This window comes from Niallia alba (genome assembly GCF_012933555.1).
GTDB lineage: Bacteria > Bacillota > Bacilli > Bacillales > Cytobacillaceae > Niallia > Niallia alba.
The window spans coordinates 5,120,018-5,139,584 of sequence record NZ_JABBPK010000001.1; the positions used below are offsets into that span (position 1 = coordinate 5,120,018).

21 protein-coding genes and 2 pseudogenes are annotated in these 19,567 nt (G+C 34.7%); 5 read left to right on the top strand and 18 right to left on the bottom strand.

The genetic code is table 11. The features are described from left to right. Window positions 1-574: 574 nt before the first annotated feature. Window positions 575-2,136 (bottom strand): annotated as a pseudogene (locus HHU08_RS24260) (IS3 family transposase). A gap of 295 nt (window positions 2,137-2,431) precedes the next feature. Here HHU08_RS24260 and HHU08_RS24265 point away from each other — a divergent pair. From HHU08_RS24265 to HHU08_RS24275, 3 genes are all read left to right on the top strand, one after another. Continuing rightward, entirely contained in the window at window positions 2,432-3,295 is an 864-nt protein-coding gene (locus tag HHU08_RS24265; protein WP_169189521.1) for a helix-turn-helix transcriptional regulator, read from the top strand. A gap of 52 nt (window positions 3,296-3,347) precedes the next feature. Then, the gene (locus HHU08_RS24270) at window positions 3,348-3,725 is read left to right on the top strand and encodes a VOC family protein (protein ID WP_066441995.1); all 378 of its coding nucleotides are present in this window, start codon (window positions 3,348-3,350) and stop codon (window positions 3,723-3,725) included. A gap of 482 nt (window positions 3,726-4,207) precedes the next feature. Further along, window positions 4,208-4,702 (top strand): SRPBCC family protein, encoded by a 495-nt coding sequence (locus HHU08_RS24275; protein WP_066441992.1) that lies wholly within the window; start codon window positions 4,208-4,210, stop codon window positions 4,700-4,702. Window positions 4,703-4,989: 287 nt separating this feature from the next. On the opposite strand, the gene HHU08_RS24280 is transcribed toward HHU08_RS24275, so the two are convergent. Both HHU08_RS24280 and HHU08_RS24285 read right to left on the bottom strand, forming a co-directional pair. After that, on the bottom strand, window positions 4,990-5,631 hold the full coding sequence (locus HHU08_RS24280) for an RNA polymerase sigma factor (protein ID WP_205835689.1): 642 nt from the start codon (window positions 5,629-5,631) through the stop codon (window positions 4,990-4,992). A 148-nt stretch (window positions 5,632-5,779) separates the two neighbouring features. Next, window positions 5,780-7,341: pseudogene (locus HHU08_RS24285) on the bottom strand (IS3 family transposase). A gap of 191 nt (window positions 7,342-7,532) precedes the next feature. Between HHU08_RS24285 and HHU08_RS24290 the strand changes: the two are divergent. Next, a complete protein-coding gene (locus tag HHU08_RS24290; RefSeq protein ID WP_169189522.1) occupies window positions 7,533-7,961 on the top strand; it encodes a VOC family protein in 429 nt (142 codons plus the stop codon). A 218-nt stretch (window positions 7,962-8,179) separates the two neighbouring features. Here HHU08_RS24290 and HHU08_RS24295 read toward each other — a convergent pair whose 3' ends face one another. From HHU08_RS24295 to HHU08_RS24305, 3 genes are all read right to left on the bottom strand, one after another. After that, complete coding sequence (locus tag HHU08_RS24295; RefSeq protein WP_169189523.1) at window positions 8,180-9,022, bottom strand: TIR domain-containing protein; 843 nt, start codon at window positions 9,020-9,022, stop codon at window positions 8,180-8,182. Window positions 9,023-9,469: 447 nt separating this feature from the next. Then, entirely contained in the window at window positions 9,470-9,685 is a 216-nt protein-coding gene (locus HHU08_RS24300) for a hypothetical protein (protein ID WP_069297348.1), read from the bottom strand. 60 nt (window positions 9,686-9,745) lie between these two features. Next, a complete protein-coding gene (locus HHU08_RS24305) occupies window positions 9,746-10,192 on the bottom strand; it encodes a hypothetical protein (RefSeq protein ID WP_169189524.1) in 447 nt (148 codons plus the stop codon). A gap of 151 nt (window positions 10,193-10,343) precedes the next feature. On the opposite strand from HHU08_RS24305, the gene HHU08_RS24310 reads away from it, so the two are divergent. Next, window positions 10,344-10,568 carry a helix-turn-helix domain-containing protein gene (locus HHU08_RS24310; RefSeq protein ID WP_169189525.1) on the top strand — a complete coding sequence of 75 codons (225 nt, stop codon included), beginning with the start codon at window positions 10,344-10,346 and terminating at the stop codon, window positions 10,566-10,568. A gap of 128 nt (window positions 10,569-10,696) precedes the next feature. Here the strand turns inward: HHU08_RS24310 and HHU08_RS24315 are convergent, their stop codons facing one another. The 12 genes from HHU08_RS24315 to HHU08_RS24365 all read right to left on the bottom strand — a co-directional run bounded on the left by HHU08_RS24315 (window position 10,697) and on the right by HHU08_RS24365 (window position 19,554). Further along, on the bottom strand, window positions 10,697-11,320 hold the full coding sequence (locus HHU08_RS24315; protein ID WP_169189526.1) for an EcsC family protein: 624 nt from the start codon (window positions 11,318-11,320) through the stop codon (window positions 10,697-10,699). Window positions 11,321-11,419: 99 nt separating this feature from the next. After that, a complete protein-coding gene (locus tag HHU08_RS24320) occupies window positions 11,420-11,737 on the bottom strand; it encodes a hypothetical protein (protein ID WP_169189527.1) in 318 nt (105 codons plus the stop codon). Between the two features lie 352 nt (window positions 11,738-12,089). After that, entirely contained in the window at window positions 12,090-12,380 is a 291-nt protein-coding gene (locus HHU08_RS24325; RefSeq protein ID WP_169189528.1) for a hypothetical protein, read from the bottom strand. A 17-nt stretch (window positions 12,381-12,397) separates the two neighbouring features. After that, on the bottom strand, window positions 12,398-14,086 hold the full coding sequence (locus HHU08_RS24330) for a recombinase family protein (RefSeq protein WP_169189529.1): 1,689 nt from the start codon (window positions 14,084-14,086) through the stop codon (window positions 12,398-12,400). Beyond that, on the bottom strand, window positions 14,049-14,591 hold the full coding sequence (locus HHU08_RS24335) for a recombinase family protein (RefSeq protein WP_169189530.1): 543 nt from the start codon (window positions 14,589-14,591) through the stop codon (window positions 14,049-14,051). Before HHU08_RS24335 ends, HHU08_RS24330 begins: the two co-directional genes overlap by 38 nt. After that, complete coding sequence (locus HHU08_RS25625; protein WP_268927071.1) at window positions 14,572-14,703, bottom strand: hypothetical protein; 132 nt, start codon at window positions 14,701-14,703, stop codon at window positions 14,572-14,574. Before HHU08_RS25625 ends, HHU08_RS24335 begins: the two co-directional genes overlap by 20 nt. A gap of 279 nt (window positions 14,704-14,982) precedes the next feature. Then, the gene (locus HHU08_RS24340; RefSeq protein ID WP_169189531.1) at window positions 14,983-16,785 is read right to left on the bottom strand and encodes a DUF927 domain-containing protein; all 1,803 of its coding nucleotides are present in this window, start codon (window positions 16,783-16,785) and stop codon (window positions 14,983-14,985) included. Further along, entirely contained in the window at window positions 16,785-17,285 is a 501-nt protein-coding gene (locus HHU08_RS24345; RefSeq protein WP_169189532.1) for a hypothetical protein, read from the bottom strand. Before HHU08_RS24345 ends, HHU08_RS24340 begins: the two co-directional genes overlap by 1 nt. A 17-nt stretch (window positions 17,286-17,302) precedes the next feature. Further along, window positions 17,303-17,725: a hypothetical protein gene (locus tag HHU08_RS24350; protein WP_169189533.1), complete on the bottom strand. Its 423-nt coding sequence runs from the start codon at window positions 17,723-17,725 to the stop codon at window positions 17,303-17,305. A 185-nt stretch (window positions 17,726-17,910) separates the two neighbouring features. Beyond that, window positions 17,911-18,831, bottom strand: coding sequence for a hypothetical protein (locus tag HHU08_RS24355; protein ID WP_169189534.1), 921 nt, complete (start codon window positions 18,829-18,831; stop codon window positions 17,911-17,913). Between the two features lie 104 nt (window positions 18,832-18,935). Further along, window positions 18,936-19,247 carry a DUF960 family protein gene (locus HHU08_RS24360; RefSeq protein WP_169189535.1) on the bottom strand — a complete coding sequence of 104 codons (312 nt, stop codon included), beginning with the start codon at window positions 19,245-19,247 and terminating at the stop codon, window positions 18,936-18,938. Further along, window positions 19,240-19,554, bottom strand: a complete 315-nt coding sequence (locus tag HHU08_RS24365; RefSeq protein WP_169189536.1) for a hypothetical protein — start codon at window positions 19,552-19,554, stop codon at window positions 19,240-19,242. Before HHU08_RS24365 ends, HHU08_RS24360 begins: the two co-directional genes overlap by 8 nt. Between the last annotated feature and the right edge of the window lie 13 nt (window positions 19,555-19,567).

Below are 19,567 nucleotides of genomic sequence, written 5' to 3' on the forward strand. Positions count from 1 at the left end.
CCTGAAAAACTAGGTGGGCATTATTTTACGCTTACATATATAGAAGGATTGATTCAAATGGTAATAGATTTTGATATAACTAAAAGATATTAAAAGGTAATTATAATTATGCAAAGAGTGATCGTCTTTCTCTGCATAACTAATATAAGTTCAAGCAATATAAACCCCTACCCTAATCTTGTAATATATAGCCCTCATGCTACTTATAAAGACTAAGGAGAGTTAATTATTGTGAATCAATGAGAGCGATTTAAATGGTCACATTTCGCCAGATAACACACTTAATCATGCAAAAATAACTCATGAAAGAAGACATGAGTAATATTTTTATTCTCTTGTGCTCTAAACTTATTTAGAGTATAAGATTAAATAAATCATAGTCTAATATCTAGAGGAATTTGTTGTTTCGATAGCGGTGTTTGTCAAGATAGTTGTCGCATTTAACTTGTTTACTAGTGTAAGAACGTAAGGGTAACTACCGCGCTTTGCTTGGTGGCCTTCTCATCAAAGAACAGAATTCATTCTGTTCTTTGATGAGAAGGGAATGGGTAGTTCAAGCTCAGTCGCAGTGGGGCTATTTTGTTCCATCCTTTTCTATCTTGTCCTTTATTGGGTTTAAAGCCACTGAATCATGTGCACTCCAGTCTCTAGTTGAGCGCGTCCAACGTTCTGGATGCTTTTGTTTCGCTAGTTCATAAACTTCTTTGCGCTTTTTCAGTATCCCAATATGCGCACCTGTGTGGCATTGTTCTGGCGTCACAAAATTTATACCACTGTGTAAATGTATACAGTTATACCAATTCACAAATCTTAATGCCCATTCACGTGCAGCCTCAAGTGTTTCAAAGCCTCTGTACGGGAATTCAGGTCGATATTTCAGAGTCCGAAACATTGCTTCAGAATAGGGATTGTCATTACTTACTCTTGGTCTTGAATAAGAGCTTTGGATCCCTAATTTTTCAAGTAATACCTGAAATGTTGCGGCTTTCATGGGACTGCCATTATCGGAATGTAAAACGAGTGGTTTACCTTGGATTTTTTCACTAATAATCGTCTTCTTCATTAAATCTTCAGCGTGTTTTGCCTCCTCTGACTCCCAAATCTCCCAACCTACGATTTTTCTACTAAAAATATCGATAATTAAGTAGAGTCGATAAAACAAGCCTTTCACCGGCCCTTTTAACCACGTTATATCCCATGTCCATACCTGGTTTGGGGCTACTGCTAAATGACTTTCTGGTAATCTACCCTCGGGCTTTTTGCTTCTTCCCCGATGATTTTGCATTTTATGCTCACGAAGAACTCTATAAAAGCTAGATTCGGAGGCGATATAAATGCATTGATCTGCTAATTTTGGCACGATTTGAGTAGGCGGTAGGTCTACAAATTCCTCTTTTTTAACAACCTCCAGTATCTCTTGTTTTTCCTCTATCGTTAATTTATTTTTTGGCTCTGGACGTAACGCAATAGGGCGTTGATCCTCCTTGATTCCACCTTCTGAAATCCAGCGTTCATAGGTGCGAACGCTAATGTTCAATTCTTTACACGCCGGGGCTAATCGCGCACCATTTTGGTTTGCTTCTTGGATGAGTTCTACTGCTAGTGCGCGATCTGACGGGCTGATCATTCGTCCTCTTGGTCCCCCCAGATCGCTTGGGCCTTTTTTCTTAATAGTAATAAGGCTGCAGCTTCTGCCAATGCTTTTTCTTTTTTACGCAAATCTTTCTCTAATGCCTTTCCTCGCTTTTTCTCCTCTTTTAATTCTTGATTTAACTGCTTTGTTTGACTAGATTCTCGCCCATTTGCATTAAGGCATGAATCTCGCCATGCGTCAATCTGTTCTTTATAAAGTCCCTTTTTTCGACAATACTCCGCTAGCTCCGCACCATTCATTGAGTATGTTTCCATAACTATGAGAAACTTATCTTCACTGCTCCAGTGTTCAGAACTTTGTCCATCTCCGGGTGTGGGGTTTCCAGATGATCTAGCCTCTTTTCTCCACTTGTAAAGCGTGGGTTCAGTAATGCCCAACTCTTCACTTAATTGGCCAACCGATTCATTAGTGGGGGGCATCATTCTCTTAATAATTGATGCTTTCTCTTCCTTTGTATAACGTTTACCATTATTACTTTTCATGTCGATCAACCTCCGTGTATGATTTAAACTATACACTAAAGTTCCCTACGACATCTATCCTAACAGAGGGGGAGGTTGGGTTTAATAAGAAAAAAAGTATTCTCTAAATATTATCATGGGATTTATATCTTTAGTTTGTTTAACCACTCTTTATCAAGTACAACTTCTACTCTCTGCTTTACCACTATTTGTGGTACGGTTCATCCAAATTCATTGGTAACATATATGAACATACTTAAAATTCTATTATTATGTATAATAATACTATGGAAAAATAAGTTATGGAGTTTGTTTTATGACAAAAAATGAATCTAACAATTTCGTATTGCATGCAAAAAGTGAACAGTTTTACTGGGAAGGAAATGGTCAACTGTCCATTAAAACATTCTTTAATGGTAAAGCCCATTATAAAACTAACAAAGGCTTTTTTGCTGTTGAAGAGAGTAGATACCTACTCCTCAATAAAGGTGCATACACAATTTCAATTGATGAACCTAAAGTTGTAGAATCCTTTTGTCTTTTCTTTAAAGATGGGTTTGCAGAAGAAGTCCTTCATTCCTTAAAAGAAACAAATGATCGTCTTCTAAGCGATCCGTTTAAGGATACAAGTTCTATTGGCTTTTTTGAAAAAACCTATCATAAAAATAGTATTTTATCTTCTCAACTGGAAAATTTCATGCAGATATTACCTAGTCTTGATATTGATTCCGTTGGTTATGAGGAACAATTTCATAAGATAATGTATTCTATTTTAAATGAACACTTTAATACATATAAAGAAATTGAATCATTACATGCAATACGTAATTCTACTCGTGAAGAATTATATAGAAGGGTAATTATTGCACATGATTATATTAGATCATATTTTAATCAACCTATAAAACTAAATGAAGTTGCTAGAGTTGCCTGTTTATCACCTAACCATTTATTAAGAACTTACTATCAAATATACGGTAGAACACCCCATCAGCATATTTCAGAATTTAGAATACAAAAAGCAAAGCAACTATTATCAAAAGTAGATAAAAATATGACTGATATAACCTTTGAACTTGGATTTCAAAACCCTGTGTCCTTTAGTAAAATGTTTAAACAGCATGTTGGTATATCTCCTATAGAATATCGAAAAAAGGTGATATTGGATAAGAAAAATTAGAGGAAATTATTTATGCTTATCTTGAATAGATATTAGAAAGGAGAATTGTATTATGGAAACAAAAATGGTTCAAAAGGTTGGACAGATTGGTGTACCTGTCAAAGACTTGAATAGGGCATTAGATTTTTACAAAGAGAAATTAGGTCTCTCCCTTTTATTTAACACTGATAGTATGGCTTTCTTTGAATGTGATGGGTTGCGACTAATGTTATCACTACCAGAAAAAGATGAATTCGCTCATTCAAGTTCAGTTATTTATTTTCAAGTAACTAATATTAAAGATACTTATGAGCGCTTAGTAGGTAAAGAAGTTATCTTTATTGATGAACCACATGTTGTAGCGAAAATGGGACAAACAGAAACATGGATGGTATTTTTTAAAGATACAGAAGATAATACTCATGCATTTATGAGTGAAGTACAAGTATAAGAAAACCAAAAGGAGACCGTTTAAATAACCAACGGTCTCCTTCAATTTAAATTAGCCTCTTTAAGAAATCTTTAGCCAGAGTTACTTCCACTCTCTGCTTTACCACTATTTGTAATACGGTTCCCCATAGTCATTAAAGAGGCAAAAAGGCATTGTAACGTTGCCTATTTTAATTAAATTCACACCTGCCATTTAGTGGTCAAATTTAGGAATTTACTGGTATGAATTATGTCACTACTGGAACAACTCAGATATTTAGGGGCTTGCCTATTGTAAAAACGGATTTTCTAATAATTAGTGGAATATAAGTACTATGAATATAGGACATAAGCCCTATCCGAATAATTCTCAGATAGGGTTTTTGCCATGTAACGACAGATGATGAAGAGGCTACTAACCCCTTATTTATTAGAATATTCTTTATTCCACCTTTCTCAAATGCTATTATATTATTGTGAATAATTGTAAAAGGGGGATTTATTTTGACAATAACTACAAACGATGGAGCAATTACTAATGAGGTTACAATTAATGCATCTTTAAATTTAGTTTGGTATGCTTGGACAATCTCTGAACGAGTTTCCGAATGGTTCGCACCTGAAACTGTGATTGAGGCAAGAGAAGGCGGAGCATATGAACTTTACTTTATTCCAGGGAATAAAACTGCAATGAATACAAAAGGGTGCAATATAATTAAAATGGTTGAAGAAAAAGAATTGCAATTCACTTGGAAAGCCCCAGACCAATTTGAATCTATTATGAATAATGAAAATGAATTAACTACTGTCAAAGTAAAATTCGAATCAGTAAAGTCTGACTCCACAAGAGTTGTTGTAGAACATTTTGGGTTTAAAGACGACAAAAACTGGAAAGATGCAATTGAATGGCATAAAATGGCTTGGGCTGGTGTTCTAAGCAGTTTAAAATCCGCTCTTGAAGAAGATAAAGGAAATTTGTGTTGCCAACCAATAAAGTAGAAATATTAATCGGTTTTTTTTAGCCACTTATTTCATATAAATAATTGTCTTTCGTGCAAGACTTTATCGTTTAAACCGATTCCTTTTGCATATTTGTGCATATCAACAATTAAACAGGGTATAGAACCTACGCGATTCTATACCCTGTTTGTGTTGCTGACTAGTAATAACAACTCAAGAAAAACTTTAACTTTCTGCTTACCCTATTTGTGAAACATTACTGTTCAGTTCTATATTTTTATAAAACCTATAGTATGTTGTGTTGGTGTGAATATAGTTTATGTTAACTAGGATATTATTTCTAAAATATTTCCGTCCGGGTCTACAACATGGAATACGGAATGCAAAGAACTTCTTCTTACCTGAAAATTTTTCGACTCTAATAGTCGATAAAAATAAAATATTTGCATCGGCTTAGACTCCCGTATTGCTTTAGTGAGTGCTAAAATAATTTCGTGATTAGGGGTTAGGACTTCCAAATCTATATTACTGTTTTTAAACTTTAGTTTCTTTCTAGAGCGATGAAGTGCTGTTTTAATAGATTCATTACTCACCCTTAACATTGACGCTATTTCTTTTGAAGTGTAGCCAAATACATCTTTCAAGGTAATAAGCATAGACTGTTTCAATGGCAAAGTGGTAAGTAAAATTTCAATTAAACTAAAGTGTTCTATTGAATCATATACTTCTCCATAAAATTCCTCTTTAAAATGTATTATTTCTTTACTTTTTCTTTTTTCGTCAATAAAAAGATTTTTAGCCACAGTACATAGAAAAGAGAAGTTGAACTCTCTATTCGGTTCTGTCTTTTTTAATCTATAAACCTTTAGCATCGTTTCTTGTACTAGATCCTCGGCTATCCAAGGTGACCCTGACAACTTTAGGCAATATTTATAAAGTTTCTTAATCTCAAACTCGGTGTTTGTCAAGATAGTTGTCGCATTTAACTTGTTTACTAGTGTAAGAACGTAAGGGTAACTACCGCGCTTTGCTTGGTGGCCTTCTCATCAAAGAACAGAATTCATTCTGTTCTTTGATGAGAAGGGAATGGGTAGTTCAAGCTCAGTCGCAGTGGGGCTATTTTGTTCCATCCTTTTCTATCTTGTCCTTTATTGGGTTTAAAGCCACTGAATCATGTGCACTCCAGTCTCTAGTTGAGCGCGTCCAACGTTCTGGATGCTTTTGTTTCGCTAGTTCATAAACTTCTTTGCGCTTTTTCAGTATCCCAATATGCGCACCTGTGTGGCATTGTTCTGGCGTCACAAAATTTATACCACTGTGTAAATGTATACAGTTATACCAATTCACAAATCTTAATGCCCATTCACGTGCAGCCTCAAGTGTTTCAAAGCCTCTGTACGGGAATTCAGGTCGATATTTCAGAGTCCGAAACATTGCTTCAGAATAGGGATTGTCATTACTTACTCTTGGTCTTGAATAAGAGCTTTGGATCCCTAATTTTTCAAGTAATACCTGAAATGTTGCGGCTTTCATGGGACTGCCATTATCGGAATGTAAAACGAGTGGTTTACCTTGGATTTTTTCACTAATAATCGTCTTCTTCATTAAATCTTCAGCGTGTTTTGCCTCCTCTGACTCCCAAATCTCCCAACCTACGATTTTTCTACTAAAAATATCGATAATTAAGTAGAGTCGATAAAACAAGCCTTTCACCGGCCCTTTTAACCACGTTATATCCCATGTCCATACCTGGTTTGGGGCTACTGCTAAATGACTTTCTGGTAATCTACCCTCGGGCTTTTTGCTTCTTCCCCGATGATTTTGCATTTTATGCTCACGAAGAACTCTATAAAAGCTAGATTCGGAGGCGATATAAATGCATTGATCTGCTAATTTTGGCACGATTTGAGTAGGCGGTAGGTCTACAAATTCCTCTTTTTTAACAACCTCCAGTATCTCTTGTTTTTCCTCTATCGTTAATTTATTTTTTGGCTCTGGACGTAACGCAATAGGGCGTTGATCCTCCTTGATTCCACCTTCTGAAATCCAGCGTTCATAGGTGCGAACGCTAATGTTCAATTCTTTACACGCCGGGGCTAATCGCGCACCATTTTGGTTTGCTTCTTGGATGAGTTCTACTGCTAGTGCGCGATCTGACGGGCTGATCATTCGTCCTCTTGGTCCCCCCAGATCGCTTGGGCCTTTTTTCTTAATAGTAATAAGGCTGCAGCTTCTGCCAATGCTTTTTCTTTTTTACGCAAATCTTTCTCTAATGCCTTTCCTCGCTTTTTCTCCTCTTTTAATTCTTGATTTAACTGCTTTGTTTGACTAGATTCTCGCCCATTTGCATTAAGGCATGAATCTCGCCATGCGTCAATCTGTTCTTTATAAAGTCCCTTTTTTCGACAATACTCCGCTAGCTCCGCACCATTCATTGAGTATGTTTCCATAACTATGAGAAACTTATCTTCACTGCTCCAGTGTTCAGAACTTTGTCCATCTCCGGGTGTGGGGTTTCCAGATGATCTAGCCTCTTTTCTCCACTTGTAAAGCGTGGGTTCAGTAATGCCCAACTCTTCACTTAATTGGCCAACCGATTCATTAGTGGGGGGCATCATTCTCTTAATAATTGATGCTTTCTCTTCCTTTGTATAACGTTTACCATTATTACTTTTCATGTCGATCAACCTCCGTGTATGATTTAAACTATACACTAAAGTTCCCTACGACATCTATCCTAACAGAGGGGGAACTCTAAATTCTCAAAAACCATTTTTTCCACCTTTTTATTTAAATTTATTTATGTAAGTGTAACTTTTACACTATTATATTCGTTATAAGTAAGAATTTCATTTCAAGGAGGAATATTATGTTTAAAGTAGGTAGTATATTTATTCCAGTTACAGACATTGAAAAATCTACAGATTGGTATGTAAAGTTTCTTGGTGTAAAGATAATCGATAGTTGGGGAGATGGTGCTGGCTTTTATTTACCAACTGGGTCAACACAATTATCCTTAGTAAAAGTTAAATCCCCGCAACCCACTGAGTTTATTACCGAGGGTGACCAGAAGAATTCCTATTTTAATTTTGTCGTTGATGATATTGAATCTGCACATCAACATTTTAAAAATAATGGCATAGTTACTACTGAAATCGATGATTTTGGTGGAATGAAATTTTTTGATTTCTTTGACTTGGACGGTAATCCATTTAGTGTAGTTAATGAAGTTGATGGTTCTCCTTACCACTCAGATAATGTTAGAAAAATGCAAGAAAGAGATAAAAAGAATAAATAAATATTTATAAAAAAGAATTACCATTCAAATAGAATTGGTAATTCTTTTTAATATTTGCTTTCAACAGGAGCGTTTTTTTTCATGTGCACTTCCAAAAAGTAATTTAAATATGTTTAATGATTTTTTCTAGCCACTCTTTATCAAGCACAACTTCAACTCTTTGCTTTACCACTATTTGTGATACGGTTCACCGTAATGTATTTAAATGAGGTTTTTTATTAATCTAATGAATCTAATACAACTTGATGAATTTGATTCACCATTTCGTCTAATGTCTGCTTACTTGTATTAAACGCATATTTGTCGACTATATAAGGATTGTATTGTCTAACATCATCTACAGAAACTTCATGCCAAATTGGAAGAATAATGACTCTTTTCTCATTGATTTCTCTATTTAAAAAGCTTTTAAATTCATATTGCGACCAACCGCTATCAATAAAGTTTTTGGATAAGAAAATTACAACAAACCTCGAATTTAATATCCCCATATTCATCATATCCGTTTGACTCTGTCCTATTTTAAATACCTTGACATCTTCAAAAACTTTCAATCCTTTATTACTAAGATTCTCCGATAACTCCGAAACAAAAATATCTTTATCGAGGCTAGAATGTGATAGGAATACATCAAACTCTATTATTTCTTTATCCTTAACTGAATGCTTAATATCTAATGAAAGTTCATTTAATTTTTCCGACATCTCAGAATAACTGTTTAAATACTCTAAATTTGTATTCGCTTGTGATTCCATTGATTTTAGCATGGTTTTAAATTGCTTTTCCTGCTCTTTTGCTAGCCGACCTTTATACCTGTTCATACTTTCAGTATTTTTACGTATTTGTTCAACAAGCGATGTAATATCTTTATCTTGTTTTAGTAATTCTTTATTATATTGACCTATTTTTTGAATGTCCATTTTCGTTATACTTCTCTTACCTGAAAGTTTTAGTATCTTATCGGCTTTTAAATCCCTTTTCTTTCTAGCATCTGTCAATTTCTTTTGAAGTTGAATATCCTTTTCTGTAATCCTTTTTAAGTTAGTTTCATTTATCCCCATTAATACACCCTCTTACGATATAATATAAAACACGAAACAAACATATGTTTCCATTTTACAATATAAGAGAATTTTTTTCAATTTTCTATAATTCCTTCATCTTCTCTGAGAAACATCTGACGCTAAACTAGTAACTATCCCAACTAATGTACCCAATACAAAATAAGGCATATCCCTCTCTCCTTTCATTTTAAGTACCTAAATAAAAAAGAGAATAGCTTCTATCAGCCATTCTCATCTTAGTTGTTATTTCTGTACTACCTTCTTTGTTTCTTCCTGATAAAGTACAGGATAATTAAAATCACCCATGTTATTGGGCTAAATATAATCATTATTGCGACTCTTAATATTACAATCCCAAAAGTTCCGATAAAGGCAACCATTAACAGGCATAAAATAATCAACAAAGCTAACCAGAATTTTTTCATATACAATTCCTCATGTAGTTTATCCCACTATAATTTTCTTTACCATAAAAATAAATGCTATTATTATGCCCACAAATAAGGCTAATCCAAATAAGAAGCCGAATAAGGCAAGCGCAATAACAGATAAGAAGGTAGCTATTGTCCATGCAATGAAGAAGGTAATAATTCCTCCACCAACATTCCTTACAAATATCCACGCAATAATGAGACCTGCAATTAATCCAAAGACTTCCAACCTAAGCCCTCCACTATATTGATTCATTTTGAAAATTGTTTATAGCCGATACTGCACCTATTATCTAGCAAAATATTCACTGATATGAAATGATGCTACCTCTCCTAACTTCGTTTCCTTCCAACGGAATTTCTCTATTAATGTTAGGTCATCAAATGTAGTAGTTAGTAAATCTGTAACTTCATCTATCATGTAATATTCGACGCTCATAATAACGTTTAACTTCCAGTCACTAATATAAAAATGTCCATCTGACTGTATCGCTTCTTTTAAGATAGCCTTGAAATTATATGTCCAAGATTGACCATCAAGCGAATACAAGAGCATCCATCCCAATGCAATCCCTTTTCTAAATCCCTGTGGAACAAATTCGGGTCTTGATGGTAAGAAAGTAACTTGTCCAATGGGATGGCATACTATTCTCTCTTGTTCAAATTGTTCAAAGATATATTTTACTCCGCCTATTACAACAGCTTCTAACTGTTTAACGGATTGTATTTCAATCATTCTGTTCCCCCTATAAACTTATTAAATATCTATTATTCTGATGATGATTTCCAACACACTTGGTACGCATTCAAGTACCAATTATATCCTAATAATATGGTACGTTTATACGTATAGTCAATAGACAAATAACCCATAAAGGATAATTGCTATGCAAAAGAAATTGACCGTTAAAATAAAAGAACTAACTGAAAAGCACAATATTTCTATTCGTGAATTATCACGACTAACAGATATCCGTCATGCTACGCTAAGTGAACTTGCAAATGAAAAACGTCAAAATATCAATTTCGGTCATATTGAAAGAATTGCTGAAGCCTTTGACATTGAAGATATTAGAGAAATTATCGACTTTAAAAATAGTAAAAATAATTAATAGATTTGGTTATTTATATCCATAGACAGATACACTAAAAGACATCGCCAGTTGCGAATTTTGCTCATCATAAACGTCTAACATCGTAAACTCATCCTTAAATTATCTAATAATTATTGCTTTCAAATTTAAATAAATACTTTCTTAGCTGTTTTCCCAATAATATTTGTCCCAATTCCATCTACAGTTCCTCCAATAAAACCACCTATTAGAGGTACAGCTTTACCAAGGTTAACAACACCTTTTTCTCCGAACTTAGTGACTAGTCTAAAACCAACTGCTTTATTTATTGATTTAATAATTTCCCCGGGTATTTTCTTGATAGCTTGTTTGGTAAGTGCAGTTCCTGCTTTAATTCCAGCCTGTTTTAAAATATCTGAGGCTGACTGACCTGTTAAACATACAAAGACGAATGTTTTTACTTGGTCATCTTTTAAATCATATCCTCTCATATGTGCAATCGCTGCAATCATTCTCATTTGTACATAAGTGACAGAAGCTATATTGGCTGGTATCGCTACTGGTAAAGTAATCAATCCCCCTAAACCTGTTAAAAATCCACTCGTTACGGATTTAGTATTCTGCCAGCGAACTAGACTGTTAATAGCATTATCTGTGGAATCGTGTTTCGCCATAAAATTCTCGGCTAATTCATAAGCTGTATCCGTTCCTGGTATTCCATTTATAGACTTTTCATAAGCCCAATCCAACAATTTACCCACTTTACTCTCTGTTAATTGATTATCTGACATAAAACCCTTCCTTTATAGGATAAATTTACTAATTATATTTTAATACAAAAGTGGGGGAAATGAAAAAATATTTTAATATTTTCAAAATCTTTATATCCTTTAATCATTTATGATAGCGTAGCAAAGCTGAATATCATCTGATTGCCTTATACCAATTCGTAATACTATTATGCTTTTCAAACAAACTTTCTCCATAAATTCTAGTTCTATTTGGTTTCTAGTTAGTTCAACTAATTCTTTTTCTGCTTCTAATACCATCACCGCCTGACAAAAAGGAAGCGTAAATTCTTCTATATTTTCACCATTGTTTAGATATTCATATAGACCGTAAAATTCCTCCTCTAGATACTGCATAAAGTCCTCATGAAATTCTTGTTTTAATGCCAATAACTCCATTTTACTTTGAATTCTTTTCATATTCTTAGCCTCCGATTATCTTTGAGTACGCTCTGTTATCACACAGACAACAATCCCTACAACAGTTCCTAATAAAAAATATGGCAATATAATCACCTTTTTTCATTCTTTTAATCTCTTGCTCTCAGAATCTATTAAGCTCGCAATTTATCCTCACTAAAGCCCTTTTTAGCAAGTGCATAAATAGATAATCCAAATACCACTCCTGCCTTAAATAAATCAATCGGTGACATGTGCTCACCTCCTTATCAGTAAAATTACGCACGAAAAAAGAGACGATAACTCTTTAAGAGCAAACCTCTCCGACCTTTTATCATATTAAGTTGTCCTGTATACTTATCTGCCAGTGGCTTTACAGAAAGCATATAGGCTTAATAAGTTCACCACCTTTCAATAAACCAATTCCTAAATCCTGCAATCCCTGTTTATCCTGTAACAAGAAAACAACATTCGATTCACCGCCATCATAGAAGAATACCCAACATGTTAATTCCCCCTTAAATTCATTTGGAATACTAGCCTTAAGCTCCTCGTTCTTTAAATCATCTGCCGATGAGACCCTAACATCTACTTTCCAATCTTTCCATGCTAGATGTGGGTGGTGCTCCTCCATGTAGCTCCTAAATACCTTAATAACGCTCATATCTTGTTCGTTCCTTTCTATAAGTCGATTAAAATAGAAAAAGGAGAAGAGAAATCATCTTCAGTTGACGATTTCTCTTCTCCTTTTTTTGTGAAGTGCCGAACCACTTCATTGTTAAGTTGTATTTGAATTGAGTCGATTTCTCGACTTTCTCCAATTTTGATTTCTCGTATGAGCAAGTGCAATAATCGTTTCTTTTGTTCAGTCGATATTGTATTTCTATAGTTTGCTGCAAAGTTAGACATCACCTCCTTAACCAATCCGTAATCAACGTTTATATGATTCTGCCCTGATAGCTGCAGCTCTAAAGGTGACAATCGCTCTTGCATTAGCTTTTTTTCATCATTTAACTTCTCTAGTCTTTCAACTAAATCAACCTTTTCTATTACACCATCTTCATATAACCCAAGAACTTTGTCCTTTTTAGATTGGTTTTCACTAAGGGATTTCTTTAATACTTCATATTCTTTACGCAAAGGGGATTCTTTCTCTTTCAATCCACCATTAATCCTAGTTACCACATCCCTAATCAAATTGTCGCTGTTAGCCAACCTTCCAATTTTATTTAGCACATATTTATCAGCATACTCAGTTCTAATTCCATTAGAGCGACAAACCGCTGTTCCTTTGTTTTTCCATGCACCACAAACATAATACTCAAGAACACGCTTACTACCATCCTTATTTCGGTTAGTGGTTCTTCCCAATACCATGCCTGCTCCACATGCTGGACATTTCATTACACCAGTTAGTGGATATTCTCCGCTGTGAACACGATTAGGCGTTTTACTCCTATTCTTTAGTATCGCTTGTGCCTTTTCCCATGTTTCTTCTGATATAATCGGATCATGTTGCCCTTTTTCAATTACAGGATTGGGATTGATATTGTTTCTTCTTTTTTCACTCCAATCTTGTCTTACGTTATATCTAATGAAGCCTACATAAATAGGATTTGTAAGTATAGTCCTAATCGCATTAATAGAAAATGAATTTCCCTTTTTACTGCGATGTCCTTCTTTGTTAACCTTATTTGCTATTGCTTTATATCCGTGTCCTCCCGTATAAAGCTCAAATATCCGTCTAACTGTTTGGGCTTCTTTATCATTTATAACTAGCTTGGATATTTTCCTTTTCCTATTATCACTAGGGGTACTCACTACATCATAACCAAGGACTTGTCCACCATTCCACGAACCTTCTCGGGCTCGTGCTAACATACCCATTTTGACATTTTCAGCAATATTAGCACGTTCAAATTCGGCTATTGCAGCCATCATTTGAAATTGTAACCTTCCAGATGGAGTTTCCGTTTCATACCGTTCTGTATAGGAGCGAAAGCCGATCCCTTTATTCTGCAATCTTTCTACGATTGTTAGAAGGTCAATACTTTTTCTTGAAAGTCGATTCATTTTCCACACTAATACAACATCAAAACATTTCTGATTAGCATCATGAAGAAGTTCCTGAATAGCTGGTCTACCTTTAATGTTTTTACCGCTTATTCCTCGGTCAACGTATTCTTTATAGACAACATAACCCTCTCGCTCACACCATTGTCTTATGACGTTTATCTGCTCATCAATACTGTAACCTTCCTCAGCTTGTTCTACTGTAGAAACACGAGCATATATAGAAGCTCTTTTCTGTGTTCCAGCTTGATTACTATAGTCAAGCTGGTCGTATAGATTCAATGCATGGCTCTGCACTAGATTCATCTCCTTTCATGCATGCCCCTTTGGTCATTATCAACCTCGCCAGGGAAGATAATGAAATATCTCTTTTACACGCAAGATGCTCGTGTTCAAGTAATTCCGCCATCCATTGGAAATGCAACATACTATCCGGTGTTGAGGTGTCAAATGGTTCCGTAGCTGAACACAACTCCACATTATATTGAGCTAGAAATCGATGAATATTTAATAAATCTGTCGGGTTTGAAGTTAAACTAAATAAATCCCACACTAACACCACATCAATTTTCCCTAAAAATGCATCCAAAAATAATCGCATTAGTTCAGGTCTTCTTTTTGGATTATAACATCCAATTTCAGAGTATATTCCTTGGATTTTATATCCCATTCTTTCATACTTTTCTTTTAATACTTGGATGTCACGATAGCGTCTGCGACCTTCTGGTTGTTCAGTGGATGTGTTCCGAGTATAGATAGAAATTCTAACCTCTTGCAATTGGTCATTTTTCAGCATTTGCATTTCCCTCTCCTTCATTTCGTTTTGGATTAGTAGTCAAATAGTTTTTGACCATTTCCGCTAATATGTCTATTAGTGTTTGATATTTGTATTCCGCTGCTTCTTCCATGCTCATGCTGTAATCCCTCTCATCCGATTTATGATATATATTTTATTTTGCTTATGATTTTAGGAAAGGGTGGCGGGAAAATGGAAATCTATTATTTGAGTTGTTTCCTCACTTTTCCCCAATACCACTTTTTATTTTCCATCCCCCTGTCCCCCTACTCCACCGCAATTATTTGCAACAAGGTTATATAAAACAATTTGTATCCATAACTCCTAATCATTAATATTAGATCCTTGATAAAATGATTAGAGGGAGGAGGGGGACAGGGGGACATAATGCATAGAATCAACTTACTAATTCATTGAATAGCTCTTCCCCATAAACAATACAAATAGTGTAATCGCCTTTTTCAGCAAATCCCTCTTTACCCGTTAGTTCTTCTCGAAGTTGAACCTCATCCTTGGAAAAAATAAGCTTCTTTTTTTGTGACTTGTTTTTATCGTGCATGAGAACATCCATGGTTTTCAGTTCATTTAAGAGTATCCTTGTGTCAGTAAAATTGAATTCTTTTGCAATTTTATTGAAAATAACAGGGAGAATATAACAGTAGGTTTTCCCGCTTCGAGTTTCAATTCTCCCCCATATCTCTTGATATTGAAGAGAAGGTTTGTCTTGGATTTTGAAATTCTTTCTGTACTGTATGATGTACTGCCTTAGTTGATTATAAAATTTAGGAGCCATTTCTCTTTCAGTCATTGACTCTTGTTCTTGGTCAATCAACATCTGAATAATCTCTTCCACAGATAGCCTTATCTCGAATGTTTCTTCAAAGAGTTCAGCGGCAGTTGTGATTAAGGCATGTTTTAGAGCTATTCTTGAAGTAAGCCTATTTTTCGGTAAAATTTTCACAAGCTTTTCTTTGTTATCGTTCAGCATATTAAGAATTGCTGTGGGACCATATTCAATCATCTTTTTAGCGATAATCGGAGCAATGAACCCATAATTATTTAAAAGACCCTTTTTCAGACGGTCAGCATTTTCTGCATTTTTAGTCCACTGTATTCTAGGGAATTCAAACAGCCTTACCCTCAATCCTTCATTCTGATTTAACCTACTAATAATGGAATTTTCACCAGTAGACATGACAGTAGTGCTCCATGATCCAGGGTCTTTTCTCTCGGATTCTTTACTTAATCTTAGGCGTCCACGATTTTGGGAAACCTCATACGAGAATGAGCTCAAAGCTTCCGAACTCATATCGTTCATAGAAAACTCATCAAAAGCAATAGGAACTCCATTGTTTCCTATCAAACTATTGGACAATGCATTTTTTGTGCCATTGAATGACTGTACTAAGCCGCCTTTATCTTTTATACTTGGGGAACCTGCAGTTGAGGTATATAACATCGCAGCGGTTGTCTTCCCCGTTGTGGTTCTTCCAGGTAAATGAACCCATAAAGTATCTAGTTCTGCAACACCAGCGCAATTTAGCATCCCAATTATTAAAGAAGAGATCCCTAAACAAATTGCCAATTCCAGCGGTGCATAGCCTATAGCCTCACGAATTAATAGACTTTTGTAATCATTGTAAGAGCCTACGGGCCTTATATTTAATTCTCCAGCATAGGTTGACTGATTTGATGTTCCAACAATTGTGAAATGTTTATATACTAATTCACCATTTACTAGATCCCAACCAATACCTGTATGGATATTGGCTGGCTTTATCTGTTTCTCTTGTTTACTTAGGAATGAAAATACATGGGAAACTTGGGAGTCTTGTATGATATCCATCCCTTTTGAAACTAATTTCTTTAAGTCTCTCTTATTCAGTTCCCCTCGATTTATAGCAATAGTTTCCCACCTGTCATAAGCCCAAAAGGCAATTTCTAAATCTATGTCTTTTGTTTCAAGATTCCTACTAATTCGATTTATCTTAACAGCCTTACAAATAGGATGATATTTTTTCTCATTTGCTTCCCAAATCATCAAATTTTCCCCTTCAATTTTATAAGGAAATTCTGTTACATCTTCTGTTTGAATTTGACGCATTGGGATCTCTTTATTTTCTTCCCCTTCTAACTCTCTTTTTGGAAGTGGTTCTTTTTCAACTGTCTTAACAGGTCGTCTTACTTTCCTGATTGCCATTATGCAACCGCCTCTACTTTCTCGTTTAGTATCAAAACCTTTATTTTTTCTCCCTCTAATCCAAAACTTGTAGAGGAAAAAGTAGGTGAATAATTAATCATTTCATTCGGTGCCCCCCACACTGTTCTATCAGGACTTTCCATTAGGCACCGTTTAAGAAATTGAATATTAGACTGTGCGTTACTTAAAAAGAACAGAAATTGAATGATTAACTTTAAATATTGACTTCGAGTCATTACCATCTGAAATTCTTTTGCATACCAGTGGATTTCGATGCGATCAGGAAAAACTACTATTTCATTTGGTACTACCGACCAAGTTTCTATATTTTGTAAAAGTTCATAAAGCTGCTTTCCCAGGCTTACTTTCTCCCCTAAGGAATCTTTCTCTATTACAGCTGAGAGACGATATAAAGCGTTAATTCCATCATAATGATCCTCTCGTATCGGACTGGACTTTAATAGTTGAAGCCAAATAATAAATTGATGTAGGTTTTTCATTTTGCTACTACTCCCTTCTAATTTACGAGTGCTTCAATATTTATTGAAAATGTAAATGTATCAATAGCGTTGTTGAGATACCAACCAATAACCAATGAATCATCTTTCACTTCATAACCTACTGGTTTCACATCAAATACATCTAAATTATCAATGAGAAATTGAATTGTGGTATTACGTTCTTCTTCTTCCATATCAGCTAGTGGGCAACGTTTATAATGTGTTATTTCCGCAAAGACCATAATATTCTTTAACGGATTTGCATTATCAAGCACCCAAAAATCATTCTCACTACCATTTGAACTTTCCAGATCATCAGCTATAATACTTCTCAATTCCTTTTCCTTTACATTTCCTAGACTTTCATATTGTTGTTGTGCATCATCAAATAGGGTAAGATTACCCCGATAATACCTTTTGACTAATTTTTCTACTGACATGAGAAATGCCTCCCTTGAAATTTGAATTTTTTAAACCTTACCTGAGCAATGTGTTTTTTATAGGTCGATCATCTTAATTTCACATCTCATCCTCCTTGTTTTGTGCGTCTGTTGTTATACTACCGCATTAAATCTAATAAAAAATGGTTGAATCGGGATAAAAAAAATCCGATTCAACCATTGATTTAAAGTGTATTTTTTTCTATAGTATCCAGTTCTACAGCAAACTTCTCCATCAGCTGTTTCTTAATTAATGATATATCCGCTTCATTTTCGTCATCCTTCATTACATGTTCCCAATATGTTTCCGTATAGTATTTGCTAGTGTCAAAACTAAACTCTATATCCTCTTTCAATTTGTTTAGCTTTTTCATTGACTCAATAATTGCTATTTCTTGCGACATAACTCCTTCGACTTTTTCCAAGGCAAATATAACTTCAGCTATTGCATCCATTAGCTTAGCCGCTGAGCTTCTTTTGTTCGCTTTTAATAGTTCCGGGTAAGCACATTTTGCTAGTATTTGACCAATACCTGAGTCTATTTCTCCATCTAACACACCAGACATTTTAATACTTTTTTCAATATCCTGTATATTTTTCTTAGCATCTTTAATATTTAAATCACTGCCAACTAAAGTGGGAAGCAAATCTTCATCAATTTTTTCACTCCAATTGTAATGCTTTAAAACCCCTAAACATTTGTATGCTTCCAGTAACCATTCCCTATTGGCATTAATTACTTTCTCAGACGGAGATTTACCTGTTATTAATAAGGATTTCGCTTGCTTATGCATTGAATCGTATCTTTTATGTGTTGAATTCCTTAGCATTATTATTAGTATTGTAAATTCCTCTAAGCTCCAAAATTCCTCTGAATCAGATGGCAGACTTTCACCATTAAACCCCTTTATATTTTCAAATCTGTTTAGATAGCCCTTAGCTTGAATAGAAAGACTATTATCAGAAGTAATAGCCTTTATTACAGTAGATAGAAATTCCAAACTTTGATTCAACATACTTTTCATTAAACCAACAACATTACTATTTGCACCCATATCTTTCATGGCGCAGATAAAAAGGATATTAGTTGGGTATTTTTTCTCCATTCCTACATCTCCTTGCAAAAAAAATAAGAAGGGTGGCCTCTATAGCCACCTATCTATTAATATTATAATCATTTCATTAAAAGAAATTAACAGCGATGATTAAATTAATAATCCTTCGGAAACAACATTGTACGATATTCAAGATCATCAATAATCCACACAATAGTATCCTCAATATTCATTGAACCTTGTTTCATTATCATTAACTCTTCCGTCATGGTGGGCTGTTCCTGTCGATTAATTATTTTTATATTATCACCTTGATTAACAATTTCAAAAACCTGCAAATAATCCATTTTATCTTTCCTTTTAACTTCAATTGAGTCCAACAGCTCCCACAGAAGGACTTGTATTTCTATATTTAGTTCCTCATTAATCGCTTTCGTAACATACCGCTGCTTTCTTTGTTCAGCCATTTTTACTTTCTCCCTCATTTAGTAATTTTTCAAAAACTCTTACTTCATCTTTCAAACAAACTAAAAAGAGTGGATTATTGGTTTCTGCTTCTAAAGCAATTCCAATAATCCACTCTGATTTTTCAATGTATATATATGTTTGAAACAATACTGGATTCGGCAATATTTGCAACACAACTTCTGAAATGATTTGCTCGTCCAGTTCATCATGATATAAAAGTACCGTTTCCTCTCCTACCTCATCTGATTCAACTGCTATACCAAATTCTTCTTTCATAAAATCTATTAATTGCTCAATATCAAACATAGAACGACTCCTT